We start from the raw sequence: 20,197 nt of genomic DNA on the forward strand, positions 1-20,197 counted from the left end.
GCAAAACACTCGCCTACACGACCGAGCGGGTGACGGACCTGATGATCTGCTTCCATCTCTGGAACGGAACCGACCCGGGAACCCGGTCGAGTTGGTCGCCGGCCCACAACGAGCCCATTCTCTTGGCCGTCCGCTGTGGAAGGGGACCGTTCAAGGACACGTTCACCTTCACACCGCAAGGAAGCATGCGCCGTCCCGGCACCGCATAGCCCCGCACGATCCATCGGCGACCAACTACATACCGTGACATCTTCCGCCCCCCTTCAGCGGAATACACGACCGTGAATTACGCGAGGTCGCCAGAGTGGCATCCCATCCTCTCCGAGGAGGCCACGCCGAATGGAACTCATACAAGAGGGGCATGCCCGCTCCCGGCACAGCCGCTGGCGGGCCTGGGGCTAGCTGGGCCGCCTGCGCCTGAGCTCGCCGGTGCTCTGAATCGGTGTCGCGGCCGCGGCGGGCGCATGCCCCGCGCGAACCGGCGCCGCCGGTGAGACGGCTGCGGCCAATCCGCCGAATCAGCCAGGATCGCGCCATCGCCTTCACACCCCGGACCGGGAGCGCTGCTTCCCCCACGCGGATGAGGTTCGTGCTACGCGGAGGTGCACACCCATCCCCGCCCGCGCATGATCGGCCCGGTGCCAGGCGCAGCCCTCTACCGTGTCCCCCGGGGAGAGGCTGTGCGAACGCCCAGCTCAAGAGCTGGCGCATCCTGCGAAAGCTACGCAGCAGCCCCAGCAAGGCCGGCCACCTGTGCAAGGCCATCGCCGTCCTCCAAAATCACCGCGCCGCACAGGCCGCACGAGGATGAAAAAGGGTCAGTGTTGCAACTTGGCGAAGGGGCCTGCGTCGTATACGCGTCGCCGCGGGTGCTCGGGCAGTCACCTCCATAGCATTTCAGATGGTGACGCGTGTAATCGCTCGATAGCCAGGGCTCTGTAAAGCCGTCGGCTCAGCCTGCCCAGGCCCGAACCCCGAACCCGTCATCCAGGCCGAATCTCCCAGGCAGGCCGTACCTCAGCGCTGATCGTGGGCCAGTCGTGGGCCAAGTACATCTCTCGGGGGAGGGTAATCGACGTATGCCCAGGTTGGGAGGCTTATCCTGTGAAAGGTGCAACCCTCTCCGGAGCCGGGAGCGCAAGTTCGAATCTTGCAGGGGGCACACGATCTTGACCAGCAGTTTTGGCTGCTGACCAGGGTGAACATTGTAGATACGGGCGGGCCTCCAGTCTCACGGAGTCCCGCCCGTTCTCGTTGACGCTCGCAGGTTGTGGGCCAGTTGTGGACCATGATCGAGCCGGTCCCCAGCCAGTGGTGCTTCCTCAGCTGCGTCGATCCTGGCGCGCGTCAGTAGATCCCCATCGCCCTGGTGGTGAACGCTCGTAGGCGGCCACGATCAGCACGAGAGCGCGTGTGATGCGCTGGATGGTGATGGACTCGTGACATACGGCATAGATCCCGGCGATCTAGACTTGCTTTGCTCCAAGAAGCGACACCTCGTTCGGACCTCGCTATCCACGTAGGAGTCTCGCATGCAAATCCGCCGCACTCGCCTCGCCCGCAGCGTCGCCTCGCTGGCCGCCGCGCTGACCCTCGCTGGCGCGCTCGCCGCCCCCGCCTCAGCGTCCGCCAACCGCTCCGCTCTGACGTACTTCACGGTCAGGAGCGGCAACGGGTGCGTGCAGGCGTCGTTCGATTACACCTATACCTATATCAACACCTACAACGGCCGGAAGGCCTACAAGGTGTATCTGAGTGGGCAGCTGACCGGTTATAACAACGACTGCTACTACGGCGACTACGGCGGCGCGCTCCAGTTCAAGGGGTACAGGTACTCCGGAGGTACGTGGACCAACCACTCCGCGACCACCTTCGTAAGCTATGAGCCCGGCGACGCCACGATCGGGGTCACCACGGACGATCTTCCGGTCGGCCTGTACTCCGACCTGCACTTTCGAGCCTGCAACAAGGGTCCGACGGGTTACGTCGGCACCTGTGGGGCCTGGACGGGCTCGTGACCCCGGACGACCGCCCCCAGGCCAAGCTCCGCGGCCCTGGCGAACGCGCGAACGCCCAGCTCAAAGCTGGCGCATCCTGCGCAAACTCCGCTGCTGCCCCAACAAGGCCGGTCGCCTGGGCAAGGCCATCGCCGTCCTTCAGAACCACCACATAGCTCAGGCCGCGAGGATGTATAGGAACGGGCAGGCCTCCAGTCTCGAGGGAGTCCTGCCCGTTCTTGTTGGCGCTTAGATCCAGCTCGCGTCGTCACCGCTTTGTCCGCCGTAAGGGCGCAGGGCCTTCCTGAATGGGGAAGCAATCGACAGCATGCCCCGATCAACTTTTTTCTGCTCTGCCGGACATGTGAAGGGTGATCAGCTCGCCTCGTGAAGGTTCCCTCTGTGCCAAGCTCAAGTGAGACAAACAGGGACTAAGTTCCTTAACTGATATGAGCAGGGCGAGAACGGGTATCGAGCACAGTGACCATGACCAGCCACGACCTTCAACGCGGTGACGGCCCTCGGGGTGACCGGCCCAGACGGCGGTACTTCTCGGCCGAGTACAAGCTGCGGATCGTCGCGGAGTACGAGGCCGCGCCGGACGGTGAGAAGGGCAGGGTCCTGCAGCGCGAAGGTCTCTACAGCACGAGCATCGACCTGTGGCGTCGCCAGCGCGACAACGGCGAGTTGACCGCCGCCGGTCCGGCGAGCTCCGCGCGGGCGCGTAAGACGCCCGAGCAACTGGAGCTGGAGCGGCTGCGTAAGGAGAGGGGTGCGACTCTCCCTCAGTGAGTGCCTGAGCTGGGCTTTTGTAGACATGACTGTTTGATCCGGGAACTAACTGCCTTTTACTGTGAGTGCAGACCCGTGAGGCGGTAGTGACGATGAGCTCGTTGCTCGAGGAACTGGTACGGCGCGAAGCCGCGGCCCGCCGGCGGATCGAGGAGATCCGCGAGCAGATCGCCGCGCTCACCTCACAGATGCGGGACGAGCAGGACCGCTTGTCACGGCTGACGATCACACGGGAGACCGTCGAGGAAATCGTGGGCGAAGCGGCCCAGCTGCTCGATGAGCCCAATGGACAGGCAAAGGCCGCCGACGCGGCCGGCACCGGCCCGCCGGCACAGCCGCCGGTGCTGGGTGTGGTGACGGTGCCGCACTGGCGACCCGGCATGAAGGCGGCGGTGCTGCCGCGCGCGTACCGGGACGCGGCGGAGATCATGGCCGATGCCGGGCGGGCGATACGGGCCGGGCAGATCGCGGTGGCGATGGGAATGCCGGATGAGGCCGCCAAGCGGGAAGGGCTGCGCTCCAAGCTGAAGCGGCTGGTGGAACGCGGCTGGGCGAAGGAACAAGGGCCGGGACTGTTCACGGTGACCGATCCGGTGGCCCGCGAGATGGCCGGGCAGGATGGCGCGGCGTCACGGGACGCAATCGCGTCGTCACCAGTCGGGTGATTGTGGCGGGGCTCTCCCGCCGTCAGGTTCGAAGGTGCCACCCAACCGACCCCGACGAAGGAAGAGCCCTGTGCGGGCACCGTACGACACCGAGGCCACCGCTGACGTCTTTGCGAAGGCGAAGAACACATTCAACTGGCTCATCGGACACCTCACCGACGCGCAGACCGGGACGCTGCCCCATAACCGGCTGGAGGAGACCATCACCGAGCAGGGCCGGGAGCTGCAGCGCCTGCTGCTGCAGGCCCACCTTGACCTGCGCGCGCTGCGCGAGCGGGAGCAGGTACGCCACGCCCGCCACCCAGACGGTGGCGCCGCGGGGGTGATCGGCGCGGACGGGGTGCCGCGGCGGCGGGTGGAGCTCGGGCACCACCGCCTGCTCGCCACGGTGACCGGGACGGTGACGGTCACCCGGTGCGCGTGGCGGGCCCCGGGGGTGCGCAACGTGTATCCGGCGGACGCGGTGTTGTCGCTGCCGGCGGTGCGGCACTCGGCCGGGCTGGCCAAACTCGCGGTCATCGAGACGGTGCGCGGCTCGTTCGATACCGCCCCTGGCGGCGATCAGCGCGCGCTGCGGTCAGGTGATCGGCAAACGGCAGATCGAGCAGTTGGTCGCCCAGGCCGCGGCCGATGTCGACGCCTTCTACGCCGCGCGAGCCGTGCTGCCGTGCACGGCGTCCACGGTGCTGGCGATCAGCGTGGACGGCAAGGGCATCGCGATGCGCCCCGAAGCGTCCCGACGGCCACCCGGGTAAGCACTCTTTTGAGATGGAGCAGCCAGCCGACCTTGCCCGCCAGCCCAGGCAAGACCTCCTCGACAAGATGAACGAGCTGCTGGCCGCCCACGAGAGCCCGCTACATCTGCCGTAGCTCCGCTTCAATCAACTTCGCCCAGTCCACCACCGCCTGATCGTTCCGCCCCGCCTGGCCGTGGCGGGGCAGAGTGCTCAGAATGTGATCAGATGGAACAGGGCTGGCCTCCCAGCACGTTTTACGCGAAGTTCAGCCCGCCCACGTGATCGCGTAGACGTGCACGGTCTTGGACACGTCGTCGACCAGATAGGCCAGCAGGCCGACCCCGCCGAACACCACCTCGCGATAGCGGGCGTCCTCAGGGTCGGGCATGCCGCGGTGGTGCGGGTCGGCGCCGATGACGAGCAGCTCCTCGACCAGGGCACCGAACGCCTCGGCGGGAAGGCCCGGAACCTGGGCGCTGGCGGCGGCGTGGAAGTTGACCTGGTAGTTCACGCCTCGCGGCCCGCGCCGGCGACAAGCTGCGACCAGCCGGGAATGACACGGTCGGCGGGCACGCCGGGCACACCTGCGGCCACATCGGCGCGGGCCTGCTCGTAGCCGGGCGCACTGTAGGTGATCGACCGCAGATGCCACCGGGTCAACGTCTCGGCCAGGTGCTTCCACCGCCAGGTCTCGTGCGCTGCGGCGACCATCGCTTCTCGATACTCGGCCAGGAAACGACCGTGGTAACGCTGGGGCAGCTGGGCAAGGATTTCATCGGGGTCGTGTTCGATCGTGTGTGACTCGACAGGCTGAGCACTCACGGCCTGGCCCCTTCCTCTGTCCACGGTAGTTAGGGCTTCAGGGTAACCGGCGCCAGGCGAATCCATCAGCCTGCCCCGTGTCGGCCGGTTTCGGTGTGAACCCCTCGCCTCGCGCTGGCGTCCAACCCCGTGAGGCCCTGGCGTGCGGCCAACGGGCCTCGCCTCTCCACCGAGGCGCTACCGCCCCACCCGGCAGGGGCTGTAGCCGAACTCATCGCGGCGGGGACTGCCGTAATGGCCCGCCTCCCCGAGCTGTGCGGCCAGGAAGTCGACGGCCTCGGTCGGCACGTCGTCCAGGGGATCGGCCAGGAACCTGCCGATATAGCGCACGATGGCGAGCTGGACGCCATATCCGAGACGGTTGTGCTCCCCGCGCTGCTCGGCCACCAGTGCGCGGTCACGGTCGTCCAGGAAGAAGAACCGCTCAAGGTCCGCCTGCGGCACCGTATCGCCGTAGCAGCCGTATGCCGCCGCTTCTTGATCACTGAGGAACTCCACCGGCATGACTGGAACCGTAGAAGTGAACCACCACAAGACAAGCAGTAAGCGATCAGGCCGTTACACACCGTTCATGAACTCGTGTTGACGACCCACGATCCGATCTTGTCCGTTACTGAGCGGTTTACAACACCCCCGCCGGCGCCTCTCGCAGTCGTGGCCCAGAAATCGGCGACTGCAGGTGTATGGACGTCATATCGCCGCGCCGCTTGACCCTGACGCAGGGTCAAGCTTCCAGCATGGCGGCATGACCACGGAAACCAGTGCGATCGAGGTCGCCGGCCTGTACGACGAGCACAACAATGATGGAGAGCAGACGGAGAGGGGCGACAGGACGATGCGGCACTTCACCATCCACCACGACGGCGTCACGATCCCGGTGTCTCATGAGGGCCAGGGACGACCGCTGGTCCTGTGCCCTGGCCTGAACTCGACCCAGGCCGACCTGCGCGAGCTGACCGAACTGCTGAGACGCGACCACAACGTGGTGACCTTCGACCTGCGGGGCCATGGCCTCGCCTCGGCCGCCGACCGGTACTCCTTCGAGGCGTTCCTCGGCGATCTCGACGCGGTGATGGCAGAGCTGGGAAACCGCGACCTGCCCGCGGCGCCTGTGCTGGTGGGCTACTCGCTGGGCGCTGACCTGGCCGTGCACTATGCCTCCGAGCATCCTGACACCGTCGCCGGGCTTGTTCTCATCGACGGGGCGAACCCGGTCCCCGAACCGTTCATCACCGAGGCCGTACTGCCGGAGTTCCGCGCCATGTGGGAGGACATGGCGACGCAGCAGGAGGCCAAGCGGGGCACCGCGCGTCAGGTGCTGCTCACCGCCCAGGAGATTCTCGGCCTGAACCTCGAGATCGATGTGATCCGGTCCGGGATCCTCGACCGGTACAGGAAGATCGATCGGCCCATCACCATGATCATGTCGACCTCGATGGCCGGCGACAGCGGCGAAGGACACGCGCCGCGGTTCAACCAGAACTGGCGTGCAGGCGTTGAGCGGCTTGTCCGCGAGCACCAGCACATCACCACCACCTGGCTCGACGCCGACCACCAGATGGTCTTCACCCATGCCCCGGAAGTCGCCCGGATCATCCGCGATACAGAGGCGACCTCTTGAGCGGCTCCTGGAGACTGCTCTGATGCTGACCATCGGCGAGCTGGCGTCGTACGCCGGAGTGACGGTCCGCGCGGTGCGGCACTACCACGCCAAGGGGTTGCTGCCGGAGCCTGAGCGGGACCATTCGGGCTACCGCAGATACGACGCCGGCGCCGTGGTCGAGCTGATCAAAGTCCGGACCCTCGCCGAGGCCGGGGTCCCGCTGGCGCGGGTGCGAGATCTGCTGCGGGCCGGCGAGGAGGAGTTCGCCGCGGCGATCGCAGACATCGACAGGAGGCTGCGGGCGGAGATCCGCGAGCGGCAGCGGCATCGCGAGCGGATCGCCCGCCTCGCCGCCGGGGAACACCTGGTGCTGCCCCCGGAGGTGGTCCAGTACCTCGACCGGCTGCGGGCGCTCGGGGTCGACGAGCGGATCGTCCAGGCCGAGCGCGACGGCTGGATCCCACTGGCCGCGCACTCACCCGAGCGGGTCCCGGAATGGATGGCACGCAAGCGGGAGCAGATCGACGACCCGCAGCTCGTCGACTTCTACCTCACCCTGAGCCAGGCTCTCGACCGAGCCGACGACGACCCGCGGCTGGTCGAGCTGGCAGACAAGCTGGCCGCCTACATCACGCAGATGGCCGACGAGCGGGGAGAGGACTATGTCGACGACACCGATATCGAGCTACCGCTCGTCCAGCTGATGGACACGCTGGCGTTCGCCACTGTGCCGCCGGCGCGTCGGCTGATCGAACTGCTGAAGCAGCGAGGCTGGACGGGCTGGACCAAGCTCGAGCGCGTGGCCCCCACACCGGGTGCGACTCCCCAGTAGCGCCAGTACGCAAACGCCGGACTTCGCCGTATCGGCCGGGCGAGCGCACCAGCGACTGGCCGAAGGCGGAAACCTCGCCGCGGTCGAGCGGGCGGGCAGAAACGCGCGCAACTGAGCCCACAACGCATCCATCAGATCCGCGCCACGATCAAGATCGTCCCGCGTCCTAAGACATTGGCCCAACCGGAGCCCAACGAAGAGCCAACAGGCCGAGCCTACGGTGCATACGTCAGGAATCCGGGAGTTACACCCTGTAGCGGAAATGCGCTCGCAGAGTTGCGGAGGATCATGTGAAGACTCGTCCACGTTGGCTAGCGGTACTCGCAGCTACGGTTGTGGGGGCTTCGTCAGTAGTGACGTCGGCCGCTCCGGCGTCAGCCGACCCGATCAACTGCCAGAGCTGGCCTTGGCCGAACCCCAACGTCATAGGCACCCAGAGGGGGATTGCGGCGCTCGAGCCCCCTGGCGGCGGCGTATACGTGACGCTTCGCACTGGAGACCTCAATGGCAAGACGGCTGGATGGGCCGAGCTCGGGGGTCCCGTCCGCGGCTCCGACAAGGTGTGGATGGACGTCTCAAGCACCGGCGGAGATGGATGGATCCAGTGTGGGCCATTCGTCGCGACCAGCACCTGGCGCTCGAAGGCCCACTACGTCGATTACAACAACGACAACCTCGTCTTCCGTGCGTGCGGAAAGACCGGAAACTACGCATCGAAGTGCACGCCATGGTGGTGATGTCTCATCACTTGCCGCCGATCCAGTGGCCCCGTCACTCAACCTCGGGCGGGTAACTGATCCAGCTTCTGATCGGTGAGCCGGCGGGGAAGTCCGTCTTGGGCTCCGTTCGGGCGTTGCACCAGCGCACGTAGGCACCGATCGCCGCGTTCTGCTCGTCATGACTGCGGCGATCGGTGCCGTTCAGCGCGTAGTAGCGCAGCACGGCGAACTCCGATTTTGTCGGGTAGCCGGAGCGCGTTACCTCGCCCCGGCCTCCTTGGAACCGGCCGTGTACGCCTTTCCAGGCGACTGGCTCAAGCAAGAGCTGTCTTCAAGATGGGATATGGATTGCCGGCTCGGGGAACCTCATAATCGGCTGAGTGGATTTCGGGGTGCTCGGGGCGGTAACGGTCGACGGCGCGACAATTCCGGCCGGCAAGCAGCTGTCCTTACTGGCGGCGCTGGTGTGCCACGCCAACCGGCCGGTGTCCGGCGACGCCTTGGCGCAGGCGGCATGGCCATCCGCGGCGCCGTCGCCGAGCACGTTCCGCTGGCAGCTGCATCGGTTACGCGCCACGGTCGGAGACAGACTGATGCGCCGCGGCGACGGCTACACGCTGATCGTTGCCGATGACGAGCTGGACGCGCTCCAGTTCACGCGATTGATCCAGCGCGCCGCCGCCGAACCGGCCGAGCGCGCCTTGCCCTTGCTGGATCAGGCATTGGCCCTGTGGCGAGGCACGCCGTACAGCGGGCTGCGCGATCTGGAGGAGATCAAAGTCGAGGCCGCCGCACTGCAGGAGGCACGGCTGGGGGCGATCGAGGCACGTGCGAAGGCTCTGATGCTGTTGGGGCGCTTCGCCGAATGCGCCAGTGACATGGCCACCGCGGTGGCCGAACAACCGCTGCGTGAATCGTTCATCGAGCTGTGGTTGCGTGCCCTGGCCGCGGCCGGTCGCCCCGCTGAAGCACTCCGGCTGTTCGGGCAGACCCGCGCCACGCTGGTGGAGGAACTCGGCGTCGAGCCGAGCGGCCCGCTGCGCCGCCTCCATGAGGAACTGCTCCGCCACGATCCGGCCCCCCACCTGCTGCCGCCCGACGTGCACGCCTTCACCGGCCGTACCAAGGAACTGGCCGTGCTGGATCAGCTCCTGCACGGCCCGGCGAACGTGGCCGTCATCAGCGGAGTCGGCGGCGTCGGCAAATCCGGACTCGCACTGCACTGGGCCCATCGTTCCAGCGACCATTTCCCCGACGGGCAACTCTATGCCGACCTCGGCCGGCACCCCGCAGCCGACGTATTGCCCCGCTTTCTGGCCGCGCTCGGCGTCATCCTCATCCCTGAAGACCACACCGCCCGCATCGCGCTGTACCGCCGGCTCCTGGCGGAGCGGCGGATGCTCATCATCGTCGACAACGCGCCCGGGTCCGTGCACGTGGAGCCGCTACTCCCAGGAGCATCAGGCTGCGTGACGGTGGTCACCGGGCGTAGCAGATTCGAGAAGCTGGTCGCCGACGGCGGGGCGTTGCTGGTCCGGCTTGATGTGCTGCCTCCCGCCGAGGCCGCGCTGCTGGTGAGCCGGATCGCCCGCATCGAGCCGGGCCATGCGGCCCCGCTGGTCGAGCTGTGCGCCAGGCTGCCGCTCGCCCTTCGCGTGGCCGGCGCCCGGCTGGTGACCCGGCCCGGCTGGACCCCGGAGATTTTGGCCGCGAGACTCACCGAGGAACGGCGGCTGGATGAGCTGCGCGTGGGTGAACTGGACGTGCGCGCCAGCCTGGAGGCCGGCTATCAGGACCTGCCCGACGCTGAGCGGGTCCTGTTCGAGCGGCTTGGTCTGGTGCCGGCGCCCACCTTCACCGCCTGGATGGCCGCCGCCCTGCTGAGGGTGCCTGTCAGCACAGGAGGGGACCTGCTGGAACGGTTGGCCGAACGCCAGCTGCTCCAACCTGAGGGCCTCGACATCGCCGGACAGGAGCGATATCGCTTTCATGATCTGATCCGGCTACTGGCCCGCGAGCGTGCCGGAAGCGGGCCGCTGCAGGACAGCGTTCGTGATCGCTTCCTGTCGTGCCTGCTGGCGCTCACCAAAGACGCCTGTGAGCGTGAATACGGGGGCGGGTTCCGCCTGCTGGACAGCGGCGCCCCGCATTGGCGGCCGCAGGGTCGGGTGCTGCCCGATGAGCCGATGGCGTGGATGGCAGCCGAGCGCGAGACCCTGATCGCCGGCATTCGTCATGCCGCCGAACGCGGATACGCCGCCATGTGCTGGGACCTCGCGCTGGCCGGCGTTCGGCTGTTCGAGATCCACGGACAGTTCGTGGACTGGGAGCAGACCTCGCAGCTGGCTCTACGAGTGTGCCGCGACCACTACGAGATGCAAGGCGTGGGGGCGATGCTCGCCTCGCTGTGCGCGGTCGAGACGTTTCAGTATCGGCGCGAAAAGGCCCTCGCCCTGGCCAAGGAAGCACTGCCGCTGCTGGGCGAGAGCTCCATCAAGGCGCTGACGCTGGCCAACCTCAGCGCCGCGGAGCTGGCGCTGGGAGACGCGGAGGCCGCCCTGGCGCACCTCATCCAAGCCGTGTCGATGGCCGCCAGGGTGGGTGACACCCTCAGTGAGGCCGCCTTGCTCGCGCGCCTGGCCCCCCTCGATGGGGGCGACCCACGCCCGATGCTGGACAAGGCCATGAAGCTTGCGGCAGGCAACACGCGCATGTCCTTGCTGATCTCGATGTCCGACCTTCACGCTTCGGTGAGAGCCGGTCGCCACGCCGATGCGGAGACGCTGTCGATACGGCTCCTCGATGACGCCCGCCGCTATGGCGACCGGGTGCTGGAACGAGCGGCACTGTGCCTGCGCGCCGACAGTCTCACCACTCTGCGGCGCCCGGCCGAAGCGGCTGCCTGCCTGCGCCGCGCTCACGAGTTGGCCGTGATCCAGAACGTGCCGATGGAGGCCCAGCGGATATCCGCCATCCTCGAGGCCCAGCGTCCGCTCACGGCCGAGAGCCTGGCCGCGCATGAGCCCCGGATATGAGCCTCATCTGACAGCAGTGGACTTTCGAGGCTTACAACTCCTAACAAAATGCGATCAGTAAGCTTTTCTCATCCTGGCATCGCAGCTCATCGCTGGTGAGGGCAGGGAACAGAGCACTGTCAGTACTCAAGGAAGCCGTGGGCGGTCACGATGCGGCTGGAAGCGTTCGGCCGTACCCCGGTGATGTGCTCGGCCAGCTGCCGCGCCGCGACAAGCCCGCCCTCTGAGTTGCCATGGACCAGGCCGAGTTCGATCCGGTCGGCCAGGTAGTCCGCTTGGGCGTCGGCCTCGGGATGGGGGATCAGCGGGTCGAACGACAGGACCTTGTGGCCGTCCGCGTAGTGGACGAAGTCCGCGACCCTGTTGACGTTGACGAAGACGCTTGCCGTGACCGTTCCGGCCGACAAGGGCCGCAGCACCTCGTCCAGCGTGCCGGCGAAGCCGTTGAACTCGCTCAGAATGGTGCCGCCTTCGGCTGGATGGGCGCAGATGAGACCCTCATCGATCTCGCCTTCCTCGTCGTCACCGTCGAATACCTCGATGCCGAGACGGGCCAACGCCTCGTGCGGGGTGAGGTCGCGGACGTGCGTTGCGCAGAACGCATCGTCATCAAGCCAGCTGTAGACGCTCACGGGAATCCTGCTCTTTCTGGGGCTAGATCAGGGGAATCCTGACATGCGGGCCCGACGGAAATCGCGTGCGGCCTCGAGAGGTGACATCGGCGCACCCCGGTGCTAGCCCGCGGACTTGCCGCCGGTTGCGAGCAGGGTGTGCTGGCCTGCGATGTCCGCAGTCCAGGGCAGCTACGGAGCCTTCGCGGTGTCGGTGTGGGTGCTGGCGTCACGCAGAATGAGCCTTTAGAGCTGCTAACGCAATGAGCGAAGGCGGCGCCAGCAGATCAGAGCGCAGCCGAGCTTGAGGAAGGCCTCATGGATGTCGGCGCGAACCTCCCAGCGGATGCGCAGGCGGTGGAAGTGGTGCAGCAAGGCGAAGGTCTGCTCCACGACCCAGCAGTGTTTGCCCAGGCCGGAGCCGTGCTCGGTCCCACGTCTGGCGATCAGCGGACGAATGCCCAGGGCACGGACCTGCCTGCGGTAGATGTCGTGGTCGTAGCCGCGATCGGCCAGCACGACGTCGGGCCGTCTGCGCGGTCGCCGCCTGTCGGTCTCCCCCGCCGGCTTCCTCGCCCTGCGACCGCACGTCAGCCCGGAGATGTACGACACCCTCGTCGGCTTCTCCGCCCAGCTCGCCGAGGGCTCCACCACCTGCCGATGCCTGAACACTGCCACGTACTGGCGCACCTACCGCCGGTCGAACAGCCGGCTTCCCTTCTGCGCCGCCTGCAAGAGTGCCGACCAGGCCACGAGCAAGGCGCGTGAGCTCGAAGCGACCTACACCCTCATGGAGGCCAGCAGATGATGTTCGTCTTAGCCTACGCGCCGGATGACCTGCTGGAGGAGCCTGGCCACGAGCTCCTCCTGGAGCAGGATCCGGTCGCGTCCGCCAAGCACGGCGCCCCGCTGCACGTCGGCTCCTGCTCGTGCGGGGGCCAGCCCACCCCGCCGTGGCACCAGCAGTCGGTCGGATGGGAGTTCAACGACCACATCGAGACCCTACGGGCCGAGGCCACCCGGCAGGCCCGCGTCGCCTGCGGGGATCGCAACGGCGGTACTCACCTGTGGATGCTGGCGGTGGAGCCCGACGAGTTACCGTTCCTGTTCTGCGCCGATCCGGAGTGCCGGAACGCCACGGACGACCTGCCGAACGACTACGGTGACCTCCTGGCCGGTGACGTGACCATCGGGCACGGGCTGACTGTGGGCCTCGACAGCAGGAAGCACGACGCCCCCACCCCGATGGAGATCCCGGTGTCGGTGCACGTGGTCACTGAGGAGTACGGCGGCTGGGACGGGCCCGTCGAGTACGACGTGCGGATCAAGATCAGCCAGCGGAGCGAGAAATGACCGTCGACCCGGACGCCCTGCACAGCATCCTGCGAGCCCTCCCTCGGGAGAGGATCACGACCGCCACGATCTCGGAGGAGACGATCGCCCGGTGGTACCGGGCGGAAGACGATTATCGGAAGCGGCTGTCGGCCATCGCGGAACTTCACCAGCCCACCGCGGAGCCGGGCGTCTGCTCGTGCGGTGCTCAAGACTGCCAGACCGCCGAGCTGGCCAGAGGCTTTCCCTCGATGGCGGGCTACATCGAGCACCGTGCTGAGCAGCTCCTCACCAAGCGAGCACGTCAGTGAGTGAGCACCCGCCGGAGGTCGCCTCCGGCCGGCAACGAAGCCACATCCCTCCGGATTCAGCGGGCGGCCGAACACGACGACTGACACCGACGCAGCCGACGTGCTCGCGATCACCCAGACCTTCGTGACCTGTAGTTCATCGTTCGCCACGTATCCGACGCTGAACCTCAGTGGCCCGAGCCAGAGCCATACCCGCCGGCACCAACGTCTCCCCTGGACCTGTATTTCGCAGGTGGAGGCCATCTGTCCAACCCCTTCGTGGCCGAGATGATGGACAAGGCGGAAGCCGCCCTTCATCGATGGCAGGCCAAGCAGGCATGATCCGAGCGGTGGCCGGACAGCACGAACCACAGCGCAGGCCCATGCTCTGCCGCCCTCACACCCGTTTGCTCCAGCGCCGTATTCAGCGTGCTGGCGGAAGTGGATGACCTCGACGGATTCGGTGTCGCCGCCACGAACACGACGCTGTCGACCTGTTGTGGTGACGGCCGCCGCCCACACCGAGCACTGCGGATTCCGCTCGCGCAGACGAGCCACGTGCGACTGCGGCGCCGACACCGCGTGACCGAGCTGACCCGAGCCGGCCGCTCTCACCCGGCGCAGGCTCTGTCAGCCCCGCTGACCTCGTTCATTGGCCGAGCGCTGGAGCGGGGCAAGCTGAGCGACATGTTCAAGGAACATGGCCAGGTGACCGCGGTCGACCCTGGGGGCGTGGGCAAGACCCGGTTCGCGTTGGCGGTGGCCGCGGAAGCGGCCGGCGAGTACTCCGACGGGGTATGGCGTCGGCGATGAATGCCTCCAGTCTGGTGGTCGCCGTCTCTGCCCGCTCGGGCAGGCACCCCCAGTCCGAGCGGGGTTCGCTGCCCGGGCTCAGCCAGCCCGCGACGAAGCGTCGCCCCGGGGTCTCCGGTGCTTGCCGTGCGCGGGTCGCGCATGGCACCGTAAGGCTCGTTCCGTTCGTGACCACACCCCGCATGCCGGGCGTGGTGCACGGAATCACGGGCGGTCACTTGTGTCGGCCGTCTGTCGGCCCCGCGGTAGCGGGGATGCTCCCCACGCAGGTGGGGGTGGAGCCCTCCTTTGGAGAGGGCTCTCGTTGGCGTCTCTTCGACCACGCAAGGACGGGCCCATGTTCGACCCCCCCTATCGATCTCAGCGATCTTCCCGGCTACCAGGCCGCCGCCAGCACGCGGCCGGCCAGGACGGCCTTCCTCGGCCGCTGCTCCACCAAGGACAACCAAGATCCCCGCTCCTCGATCGCCGGGCAGCTCGCCGAAGCCTCCGCGCTGCTGGCGCCCGGCGAGGCGTTCGCCGGCCACTTCTGGGACGTGGAGTCGGGCATGCTCGGCCTGGACGAGCGCAGCCAGGGCTCCGCTGACGACTACGCGCGGCTCGGTGTACTCGTGCCCCGCGACGGCGGGCTGCGCGAGCTGCTGGAGTGGGTCGAGCGCGGCGAGATCGATCGGGTGGTGTGCGAACGCATCGGTCGCGTCGCCCGCGACATGTTGTCCAGCCTTCAAATCGAGTACCACCTGGCCTCCCGCGGTGTGCCGATCGATTGCGCCAACGAGCCCGGCGGCGGAATGTCTAGCGGACAGCTGGAGTTGCGCCGCACCGCGCAGGTCCGCGCCGAAATCTTCCGGCACGAGATGCTGGAGCAGTCCAGGCGCGGTCAGCGCCAGCACGCCGCCAACGGCTACCGGCACGGCCCGCCCTGCTACGGCTATGTCGCCGTCGTGGACCCGGATGCGCCTCCGGCCGCCAACAAGTTCGGCGGCGGCCGCCCCAAAATGCGCCTCGCGCTGCACCCCGACTCCCGCCGCGCCGACACCGTGCAGGAGGTGTTCCGGCTCCGCCGAGACGACCGGCTGGAAGACAATGAGATCGCCCGGGTGCTGGCCGCCGACCTTGACCGGCATCCGCTGGCCGACGGGCAGGTACTGTGGCGCCCGGCGCGGGTCCGCAGGATGCTCGCCCAACCCAAATACAGCGGTTATCAAGTTTTCGGCCGGTGCGCGGCCAGAACGAACCACAGCCGGATCAACCCCATCGCCGACTGGGTGTGGTCGCGCGAGCAGGCCCACCCGATGCTCGTGCCACTTGATGAGTGGTATGAGACTCAGCTGGTGACCGCGCAGATGCAACAGCGGCAAGCGCCGGGCTGGGATCGCGTGAACGAGGCCGCCACCCAGCGCAGGATCCAGCTCAGGGCGGTTCGGGAGAGCGACACTCACATCCTGTACGAGGCCGCCGGCCGCCAGTTCGTACTGCCGCGCGGGGATCTGCCGGCCGCGGTGGCCGATGAGGTCATCACGCTCCTGGAGGCAGGCGCGTGACCGACAACGAATCCGTGGCCGAGCTCGCGGCCGGCGATGGTCCCGTCGTCCTGTCGGCCGTCCGACTGGAACGGCGGTGGATCACACGAGCCGACACACATGGCGTCATCGTCCACGGCCGTACGCTGCGTGAGCTCCAGGCCGGCGCGCAACAGGCGCTGGCGCTGCGACTCGGCACCACCGCGGCCCCGCCCGTGCAGGTGCACCCGCAGTCCGCCGAATTCGACACGCTCGCCGAGGCGCGCCTGCGCTACGACACGGCCTTGCGCCAGGCGGTGGAAACCCTGCGCGGACGGAACCTCCTGGGCCGACATCGCGCAGGCCTGCAACGTCCGCATCGCTGACGCGCAGGCCGCGCTACGCCAAGGCCCTGGCTGACGTGTCGGCGAGGATCAGCGTCATCTATGCCGTGACCTGCATGCTGCTCCTGCACCACCTCGGAGCACCCCGATCATGACTTTTCGGACATCCTCTCGCCGCCGGGAGCTCACCGAGGTCGGCATACGATGCCGGTGACCTCCTAGAGGCAACGGGGAAGCTCAGAGTCGTGATCGTCGTGCCGGGTCATCGTGCCTGCTGCTGTATCCGTTGCGCACGCGGATGAAGATCTGCTCTCCCGGATCGGCCTGGATTCCAAAAGGAAGACCGAGACGGTCGCGGAGGCTGAAGATGGAGCCCTCATTGAGGACATCGAAGCCCTGCCGGGCATAGAAGGTCTCCAGGCCGCTGCCGGCACGGAACTGACCGTAGGCGGCGCAGAAGCCGAGCTGGAAGTACAGGTGCAGGCATCGGGTCAGCAGCGCTGATCCGATGCCCTGACCGCGAGCCGGTTCGTCGACGGCGATGGCCCGGATCTTCATCACCGTGGTCAGGGCGTCGATCATGGTCTCGAAGGGGATGCCCCGGTCAGCGGCGTTGGCCACGATCGCTGGGGGAAGGCTGATCGCATGCAGCGCTCCGACCGGGCGGCTGTCACGGTCCTGGACGATCAGTGGAGCCGACAGACCCGCCATTGCGTAGAGCGCGGCCTCCTCGGTTTGTGCGCTTACCGCCTCGAGGAATCGGCGCCGCATGGCGTGCGGTCCGTCGACCAGGCCCAGAGGCAGCAGCCAGCCGAGCGTCCCAGCGCGCACCGCCGTCAGGAGAGCGTCGTTGTGTGCGGTACCGGCCGTCTCCACCAGTTCCAGCCAGCGTTCGGCCTGACCGTCGGCCAATATCCGAATCTTCGTGCCGTTCGGGCCCGACCATCCGCGCGTGAGGCGTTCAGGGGAGATGGCCGGGAGGCGTCCGTTGCTGCCGGGCGTCTTGTGTGGGGAGGCCATGCCTGGACCGTACCCGCCTTCGCATGGCCGTCTCGGGTGATGACCGCCATCTACTGGCGCATCGAGCGAGGGTTCATGGTTGTGCACTCCCAGCCCCTGCGCGCCTCGGCCTCGGAGGTGCACGCGATGATCGAGGGCTCGGTGATCTTCTACGGCAAGGGCGGCGACATCGCCACCAACCGGCGTGAGGAGCTGGAGAGGTACGGCTGGATGTGGCCAAGCGGCTGCCGATCGGCGGTGCTACTCAATCTCTGTGGTCATTACATCTAGATGCGGGCGGCCCGGAGTAGCTTCACAATCGTGGTGGCGGCCCGGTGCGCGCCGACCCGGGGTCGTCTCCCGAACGTGTCCGGGTCCTGGTCATATCTGGCTGAGGATTCCTGCCAAGAGACGAGGTGGAGGTCGTGAGGTCCGTCGCGGGCGGTCCAGTCGTGCTTGGCGATGAGCCTGGCCATTGCGTTGGCGAGCTGGTTGATGCGTTCTTGGGCGTCGAGGGCTTGGATGCCGATGGTGTCGCAGTAGTAACCGCCGAACATCCAACCCTTTGTCTGACCAGCAGGAATGACGGACGCCATATCGCTTTAGGTACGACGAGAGGCATAGCAGCTCATGGGGGTCCTGGGGACTCTGGTCGGCTCGTGGCGGCCTCCGCTGTTGCGGCGCTGTTTCATAGGTGCGACATCGTCAGATCGCAGGGATGCATCTGATCAATCTGACCGCCGAGCCCCTGCCCTCGATCACGCGCGCCGATGGGGAGATCGCGGCGCTTGACCTTGACGTAGCGTCAACGTGTCTAATGACCGCATGAGGATCAGCGAGCTTGCGACGCTGGTCGGGGTGTCCACCCGGACCGTACGCCACTACCATCATCTGGGGCTTCTCCCCGAGCCCGAACGGCTGGCCAACGGCTACCGAGAGTACCGGCTGCGTGACGCGGTGGCGCTCGCCCGCGTGCGGCGACTGGCCGAACTGGGCCTGTCTCTCGACGAGGTCCGCGACGTCCTGGCCGACGACCAGGGCCGGGAACTGCGGGAGATGCTTCTGGAGCTGGACGCCGATCTGGCCAGGGAGCAGGCGGCGATCGCCGCCAGAAGGGCCCGGCTGGCGGCTCTGCTGGCGGAGGCGGACCTGCATCCCGACTCGACGGTGTCGCCCGACATGGCGGAGGTGTTGCGTGGCCTCCCCAGCGGAAGCTCGACGTTCGCCGAATTCGACCGCGAGCTGCTGACCCTGGTTGCCAGCGTGAGTGACCCGGCGGGTCGAGCTGAGTTCGCCGATCTGTTGCGGCCCCTCACCGAGCCTGAGGCGTACGCGCGAGGGCATGCCCTCATCGCTCAGCTGGATGAGCTCGCCGACGCCGACCCCGGTGATCCGCGCGTCGCCGTGGTCGCGCGTGACCTCGCGGCCCACATTCCCGACGAGATGGTCTCGGTGATGATCGCGAGTCTCGACGACACCAGCACCGGCCAGTGGCTGGGGGAGCTGTTGCGGGAACTGCCCGCCGCCCAGGCCGAGGTCTTCCAGCTGCTCGTAACACAGCTGAAGGAGCGAGGGGGATGTTGAGGGTTGCGCGTGCCGCGCTGTTCGCCATGGTCCCCGCGGAGCTGGTGCTCGCGGTCCTGCTCGTGTCCGGTGTGCCGCTGCCGCTCCCCGTGGTCGCGGTGGCCGAGGTGGCCGTCGTTGCGGTGCTCGCCCTGGAGGCGGTGACCGCGTACCGGCTGTTCCGTGCCGCGCGCCGGGGCGGCGCGGGCCGTTGGACGGCGTTCCGTACCGCCTATGAGCAGCTGGTTCCCGAGCAGGTGCGGCGGATCGTGGGGTTCGACCTGAAGGGCGTGATCAGCCTTGCCCTGTGGGTCACCCGTCGCCGCCACGGCGTGCCCGACGGCGCCACCGCCGTTTCTTACTCCCGCGCGCAGACTCTCACGATGATGATCTTCCTGGGCGCGATGGTCGTGGAGCTGGTGGGCGCGGAAGTTTTGCTGCGGGCGTTCGGCGCGCCTGTCGGCCTGCGTGCCGTGCTCTTGGTCGCCGACGCCTACACGGTCCTGATCGTGCTGGCGGTCATCGCGGCCTGCATCACCCGTCCGCACGTCGTCTCGGACGACGAGGTGCGCATCCGCTACGGCGCGTTCTTCGACCTGCGCGTCCCGCGGGAGCGGATCGCCAGAGTGCGGCACGTCCGCAACTTCAACGAGAGCGGCACGGTCAAGGTGGATGGCGATCGGCTGGCCGTGGCGGTGGCGTCCCAGACTAACTTGATCCTGGAGCTGACCGAACCGGTTACGGCCGTCCGGCCCCTCGGCAGCCGCGCCGAGGCCCGCACGATCCGCTTGTTTGCCGACGACCCCACAGCCGCCCTCGCCGTGCTGCGGCCCCGCCGGCAGCACGCGCATGAGGACGGGCCGATGGAATCAGCTGCCGGGGGTCGAGGTTGACTAGTGCTACATCGCTAGATCTGCAGGACCTGGCGGCGCAGACGGAGCATGAAGTGGCGCCTGCGTGCCCGGGCTTGCTGGCTGCGGCGTTACCGAGACCAGCAAAGTCCCAGTTTAACAGCATGATCGCGATGCGCGGGTGGCGGCTCCGGCACCATCGTGCTCCCCTTCGGTCGCGGCCCACCCTGTTCATGCCCAAGCTGGTGAGCGCAATGGGGACCAGATAGGTGCCCACTGCCGCGCCTGCGCGCGGGCTTTGGTCGAGGTCGGTTCGCAGCTGCTCGGCCTGCGCGTCGGCCGCGCTCCGGGCCCGGTCGGCCGCGGCGATCGTGCCGCGCAGGGCGGCGCACTCGGCGGCCAGATCCTCCTGCAGCCGGGTGAGCCGCACGCCGAGCTCGTCGCGCACCCGGGTGGTCTCGGCACGGGCCATCTCGGCGGTGTCCTGGTCGGCGCGTTCCCCGACCCATGGGACCTGGTCGCCTATGCCATTGGTATGGTCGCGGCCCTGACCTGGGAACGCCGATCGGTCCGATCCGGTGATCAGGCCGGCTGACTCTCGACCTCCACCCCACCGGCACGCTGACGGTACGGATGCCCCACAGCGGCGAGGTCATCGGGTTCGTCCTGCGCGGTGGCCAGCCGTTGCAA

25 protein-coding genes and 2 pseudogenes are annotated in these 20,197 nt (G+C 67.6%); 19 read left to right on the forward strand and 8 right to left on the reverse strand.

Annotated features, from left to right (window positions below; translation table 11 throughout):
- The 6 genes and pseudogenes from ACWDS7_RS32515 to ACWDS7_RS32540 form a co-directional block, all read left to right on the forward strand.
- Nucleotides 1-209 (forward strand): annotated as a pseudogene (locus tag ACWDS7_RS32515) (hypothetical protein); the annotation flags it as partial.
- Nucleotides 210-1,532: 1,323 nt separating this feature from the next.
- Nucleotides 1,533-2,018, forward strand: a complete 486-nt coding sequence (locus ACWDS7_RS32520) for a hypothetical protein (RefSeq protein ID WP_451932364.1) — start codon at nucleotides 1,533-1,535, stop codon at nucleotides 2,016-2,018.
- Nucleotides 2,019-2,026: 8 nt separating this feature from the next.
- Nucleotides 2,027-2,166: pseudogene (locus ACWDS7_RS32525) on the forward strand (IS5/IS1182 family transposase); the annotation flags it as partial.
- A 317-nt stretch (nucleotides 2,167-2,483) separates the two neighbouring features.
- Nucleotides 2,484-2,789 carry a transposase gene (locus ACWDS7_RS32530; protein ID WP_306872530.1) on the forward strand — a complete coding sequence of 102 codons (306 nt, stop codon included), beginning with the start codon at nucleotides 2,484-2,486 and terminating at the stop codon, nucleotides 2,787-2,789.
- Nucleotides 2,790-2,890: 101 nt separating this feature from the next.
- Nucleotides 2,891-3,454, forward strand: a complete 564-nt coding sequence (locus ACWDS7_RS32535; protein WP_451932365.1) for a hypothetical protein — start codon at nucleotides 2,891-2,893, stop codon at nucleotides 3,452-3,454.
- 70 nt (nucleotides 3,455-3,524) lie between these two features.
- Nucleotides 3,525-4,280 carry a hypothetical protein gene (locus ACWDS7_RS32540; RefSeq protein ID WP_451932366.1) on the forward strand — a complete coding sequence of 252 codons (756 nt, stop codon included), beginning with the start codon at nucleotides 3,525-3,527 and terminating at the stop codon, nucleotides 4,278-4,280.
- A gap of 176 nt (nucleotides 4,281-4,456) precedes the next feature.
- Here ACWDS7_RS32540 and ACWDS7_RS32545 read toward each other — a convergent pair whose 3' ends face one another.
- From ACWDS7_RS32545 to ACWDS7_RS32555, 3 genes are all read right to left on the reverse strand, one after another.
- Entirely contained in the window at nucleotides 4,457-4,702 is a 246-nt protein-coding gene (locus ACWDS7_RS32545; RefSeq protein ID WP_451932367.1) for a hypothetical protein, read from the reverse strand.
- Nucleotides 4,699-5,013: a DUF6247 family protein gene (locus tag ACWDS7_RS32550; RefSeq protein ID WP_451932368.1), complete on the reverse strand. Its 315-nt coding sequence runs from the start codon at nucleotides 5,011-5,013 to the stop codon at nucleotides 4,699-4,701. The genes ACWDS7_RS32545 and ACWDS7_RS32550 overlap by 4 nt, the downstream gene beginning before the upstream one ends.
- Before the next feature lie 177 nt (nucleotides 5,014-5,190).
- The gene (locus ACWDS7_RS32555; protein WP_451932369.1) at nucleotides 5,191-5,517 is read right to left on the reverse strand and encodes a DUF4158 domain-containing protein; all 327 of its coding nucleotides are present in this window, start codon (nucleotides 5,515-5,517) and stop codon (nucleotides 5,191-5,193) included.
- A 241-nt stretch (nucleotides 5,518-5,758) separates the two neighbouring features.
- On the opposite strand from ACWDS7_RS32555, the gene ACWDS7_RS32560 reads away from it, so the two are divergent.
- Together ACWDS7_RS32560 and ACWDS7_RS32565 are read left to right on the forward strand one after the other, a co-directional pair.
- Nucleotides 5,759-6,634 (forward strand): alpha/beta fold hydrolase, encoded by an 876-nt coding sequence (locus tag ACWDS7_RS32560; RefSeq protein WP_451932370.1) that lies wholly within the window; start codon nucleotides 5,759-5,761, stop codon nucleotides 6,632-6,634.
- A 22-nt stretch (nucleotides 6,635-6,656) separates the two neighbouring features.
- The gene (locus ACWDS7_RS32565; RefSeq protein WP_451932371.1) at nucleotides 6,657-7,448 is read left to right on the forward strand and encodes a MerR family transcriptional regulator; all 792 of its coding nucleotides are present in this window, start codon (nucleotides 6,657-6,659) and stop codon (nucleotides 7,446-7,448) included.
- A 771-nt stretch (nucleotides 7,449-8,219) separates the two neighbouring features.
- Here the strand turns inward: ACWDS7_RS32565 and ACWDS7_RS32570 are convergent.
- On the reverse strand, nucleotides 8,220-8,390 hold the full coding sequence (locus ACWDS7_RS32570; RefSeq protein ID WP_451932372.1) for a hypothetical protein: 171 nt from the start codon (nucleotides 8,388-8,390) through the stop codon (nucleotides 8,220-8,222).
- A 157-nt stretch (nucleotides 8,391-8,547) separates the two neighbouring features.
- Here ACWDS7_RS32570 and ACWDS7_RS32575 point away from each other — a divergent pair, with 157 nt between their 5' ends.
- Nucleotides 8,548-11,202, forward strand: coding sequence for an AfsR/SARP family transcriptional regulator (locus ACWDS7_RS32575; RefSeq protein WP_451932373.1), 2,655 nt, complete (start codon nucleotides 8,548-8,550; stop codon nucleotides 11,200-11,202).
- A 119-nt stretch (nucleotides 11,203-11,321) separates the two neighbouring features.
- Here the strand turns inward: ACWDS7_RS32575 and ACWDS7_RS32580 are convergent, their stop codons facing one another.
- Both ACWDS7_RS32580 and ACWDS7_RS32585 read right to left on the reverse strand, forming a co-directional pair.
- Entirely contained in the window at nucleotides 11,322-11,834 is a 513-nt protein-coding gene (locus ACWDS7_RS32580) for a DUF6461 domain-containing protein (protein ID WP_451932374.1), read from the reverse strand.
- Between the two features lie 234 nt (nucleotides 11,835-12,068).
- Nucleotides 12,069-12,416, reverse strand: a complete 348-nt coding sequence (locus ACWDS7_RS32585) for a transposase (RefSeq protein WP_451932387.1) — start codon at nucleotides 12,414-12,416, stop codon at nucleotides 12,069-12,071.
- On the opposite strand from ACWDS7_RS32585, the gene ACWDS7_RS32590 reads away from it, so the two are divergent.
- From ACWDS7_RS32590 to ACWDS7_RS32615, 6 genes are all read left to right on the forward strand, one after another.
- A complete protein-coding gene (locus ACWDS7_RS32590; RefSeq protein WP_451932375.1) occupies nucleotides 12,415-12,621 on the forward strand; it encodes a hypothetical protein in 207 nt (68 codons plus the stop codon). The genes ACWDS7_RS32585 and ACWDS7_RS32590 overlap by 2 nt on opposite strands.
- Nucleotides 12,618-13,166, forward strand: coding sequence for a hypothetical protein (locus ACWDS7_RS32595; RefSeq protein ID WP_451932376.1), 549 nt, complete (start codon nucleotides 12,618-12,620; stop codon nucleotides 13,164-13,166). Before ACWDS7_RS32590 ends, ACWDS7_RS32595 begins: the two co-directional genes overlap by 4 nt.
- A complete protein-coding gene (locus tag ACWDS7_RS32600; RefSeq protein ID WP_451932377.1) occupies nucleotides 13,163-13,456 on the forward strand; it encodes a hypothetical protein in 294 nt (97 codons plus the stop codon). Before ACWDS7_RS32595 ends, ACWDS7_RS32600 begins: the two co-directional genes overlap by 4 nt.
- Nucleotides 13,457-13,864: 408 nt before the next feature.
- Nucleotides 13,865-14,248: a hypothetical protein gene (locus tag ACWDS7_RS32605; protein WP_451932378.1), complete on the forward strand. Its 384-nt coding sequence runs from the start codon at nucleotides 13,865-13,867 to the stop codon at nucleotides 14,246-14,248.
- A 254-nt stretch (nucleotides 14,249-14,502) separates the two neighbouring features.
- Nucleotides 14,503-15,792: a recombinase family protein gene (locus tag ACWDS7_RS32610; protein WP_451932379.1), complete on the forward strand. Its 1,290-nt coding sequence runs from the start codon at nucleotides 14,503-14,505 to the stop codon at nucleotides 15,790-15,792.
- Nucleotides 15,789-16,136: a hypothetical protein gene (locus tag ACWDS7_RS32615; protein WP_451932380.1), complete on the forward strand. Its 348-nt coding sequence runs from the start codon at nucleotides 15,789-15,791 to the stop codon at nucleotides 16,134-16,136. Before ACWDS7_RS32610 ends, ACWDS7_RS32615 begins: the two co-directional genes overlap by 4 nt.
- 195 nt (nucleotides 16,137-16,331) lie before the next feature.
- On the opposite strand, the gene ACWDS7_RS32620 is transcribed toward ACWDS7_RS32615, so the two are convergent.
- Nucleotides 16,332-17,114, reverse strand: a complete 783-nt coding sequence (locus ACWDS7_RS32620; RefSeq protein WP_451932381.1) for a GNAT family N-acetyltransferase — start codon at nucleotides 17,112-17,114, stop codon at nucleotides 16,332-16,334.
- Between the two features lie 39 nt (nucleotides 17,115-17,153).
- Here ACWDS7_RS32620 and ACWDS7_RS32625 point away from each other — a divergent pair, with 39 nt between their 5' ends.
- Complete coding sequence (locus ACWDS7_RS32625; RefSeq protein WP_451932382.1) at nucleotides 17,154-17,384, forward strand: hypothetical protein; 231 nt, start codon at nucleotides 17,154-17,156, stop codon at nucleotides 17,382-17,384.
- On the opposite strand, the gene ACWDS7_RS32630 is transcribed toward ACWDS7_RS32625, so the two are convergent.
- The gene (locus ACWDS7_RS32630) at nucleotides 17,381-17,650 is read right to left on the reverse strand and encodes a hypothetical protein (RefSeq protein ID WP_451932383.1); all 270 of its coding nucleotides are present in this window, start codon (nucleotides 17,648-17,650) and stop codon (nucleotides 17,381-17,383) included. The two genes, ACWDS7_RS32625 and ACWDS7_RS32630, sit on opposite strands and share 4 nt — an antisense overlap.
- 268 nt (nucleotides 17,651-17,918) lie before the next feature.
- On the opposite strand from ACWDS7_RS32630, the gene ACWDS7_RS32635 reads away from it, so the two are divergent.
- The 3 genes from ACWDS7_RS32635 (at nucleotide 17,919) to ACWDS7_RS32645 (ending at nucleotide 20,102) form a co-directional block, all read left to right on the forward strand.
- Nucleotides 17,919-18,677, forward strand: coding sequence for a MerR family transcriptional regulator (locus ACWDS7_RS32635; protein WP_451932384.1), 759 nt, complete (start codon nucleotides 17,919-17,921; stop codon nucleotides 18,675-18,677).
- Entirely contained in the window at nucleotides 18,671-19,549 is an 879-nt protein-coding gene (locus ACWDS7_RS32640; protein WP_451932385.1) for a hypothetical protein, read from the forward strand. Before ACWDS7_RS32635 ends, ACWDS7_RS32640 begins: the two co-directional genes overlap by 7 nt.
- A 256-nt stretch (nucleotides 19,550-19,805) precedes the next feature.
- Entirely contained in the window at nucleotides 19,806-20,102 is a 297-nt protein-coding gene (locus tag ACWDS7_RS32645; protein ID WP_451932386.1) for a hypothetical protein, read from the forward strand.
- Nucleotides 20,103-20,197: the final 95 nt, after the last annotated feature.

This window comes from Streptosporangium sp. NPDC003464 (genome assembly GCF_053588315.1).

Bases quoted from the DNA above. Each gene is read 5' to 3' on its own strand.
- ACWDS7_RS32520 (WP_451932364.1), top strand. From the start codon at position 1,533: ATGCAAATCCGCCGCACTCGCCTCGCCCGCAGCGTCGCCTCGCTGGCC.
- ACWDS7_RS32530 (WP_306872530.1), top strand. From the start codon at position 2,484: ATGACCAGCCACGACCTTCAACGCGGTGACGGCCCTCGGGGTGACCGG.
- ACWDS7_RS32555 (WP_451932369.1), bottom strand. From the start codon at position 5,517: ATGCCGGTGGAGTTCCTCAGTGATCAAGAAGCGGCGGCATACGGCTGC.
- ACWDS7_RS32560 (WP_451932370.1), top strand. From the start codon at position 5,759: ATGACCACGGAAACCAGTGCGATCGAGGTCGCCGGCCTGTACGACGAG.
- ACWDS7_RS32565 (WP_451932371.1), top strand. From the start codon at position 6,657: ATGCTGACCATCGGCGAGCTGGCGTCGTACGCCGGAGTGACGGTCCGC.
- ACWDS7_RS32590 (WP_451932375.1), top strand. From the start codon at position 12,415: ATGTACGACACCCTCGTCGGCTTCTCCGCCCAGCTCGCCGAGGGCTCC.
- ACWDS7_RS32595 (WP_451932376.1), top strand. From the start codon at position 12,618: ATGATGTTCGTCTTAGCCTACGCGCCGGATGACCTGCTGGAGGAGCCT.
- ACWDS7_RS32600 (WP_451932377.1), top strand. From the start codon at position 13,163: ATGACCGTCGACCCGGACGCCCTGCACAGCATCCTGCGAGCCCTCCCT.
- ACWDS7_RS32610 (WP_451932379.1), top strand. From the start codon at position 14,503: ATGCTCCCCACGCAGGTGGGGGTGGAGCCCTCCTTTGGAGAGGGCTCT.
- ACWDS7_RS32620 (WP_451932381.1), bottom strand. From the start codon at position 17,114: ATGGCCTCCCCACACAAGACGCCCGGCAGCAACGGACGCCTCCCGGCC.
- ACWDS7_RS32625 (WP_451932382.1), top strand. From the start codon at position 17,154: ATGACCGCCATCTACTGGCGCATCGAGCGAGGGTTCATGGTTGTGCAC.
- ACWDS7_RS32630 (WP_451932383.1), bottom strand. From the start codon at position 17,650: ATGTTCGGCGGTTACTACTGCGACACCATCGGCATCCAAGCCCTCGAC.
- ACWDS7_RS32635 (WP_451932384.1), top strand. From the start codon at position 17,919: ATGAGGATCAGCGAGCTTGCGACGCTGGTCGGGGTGTCCACCCGGACC.
- ACWDS7_RS32640 (WP_451932385.1), top strand. From the start codon at position 18,671: ATGTTGAGGGTTGCGCGTGCCGCGCTGTTCGCCATGGTCCCCGCGGAG.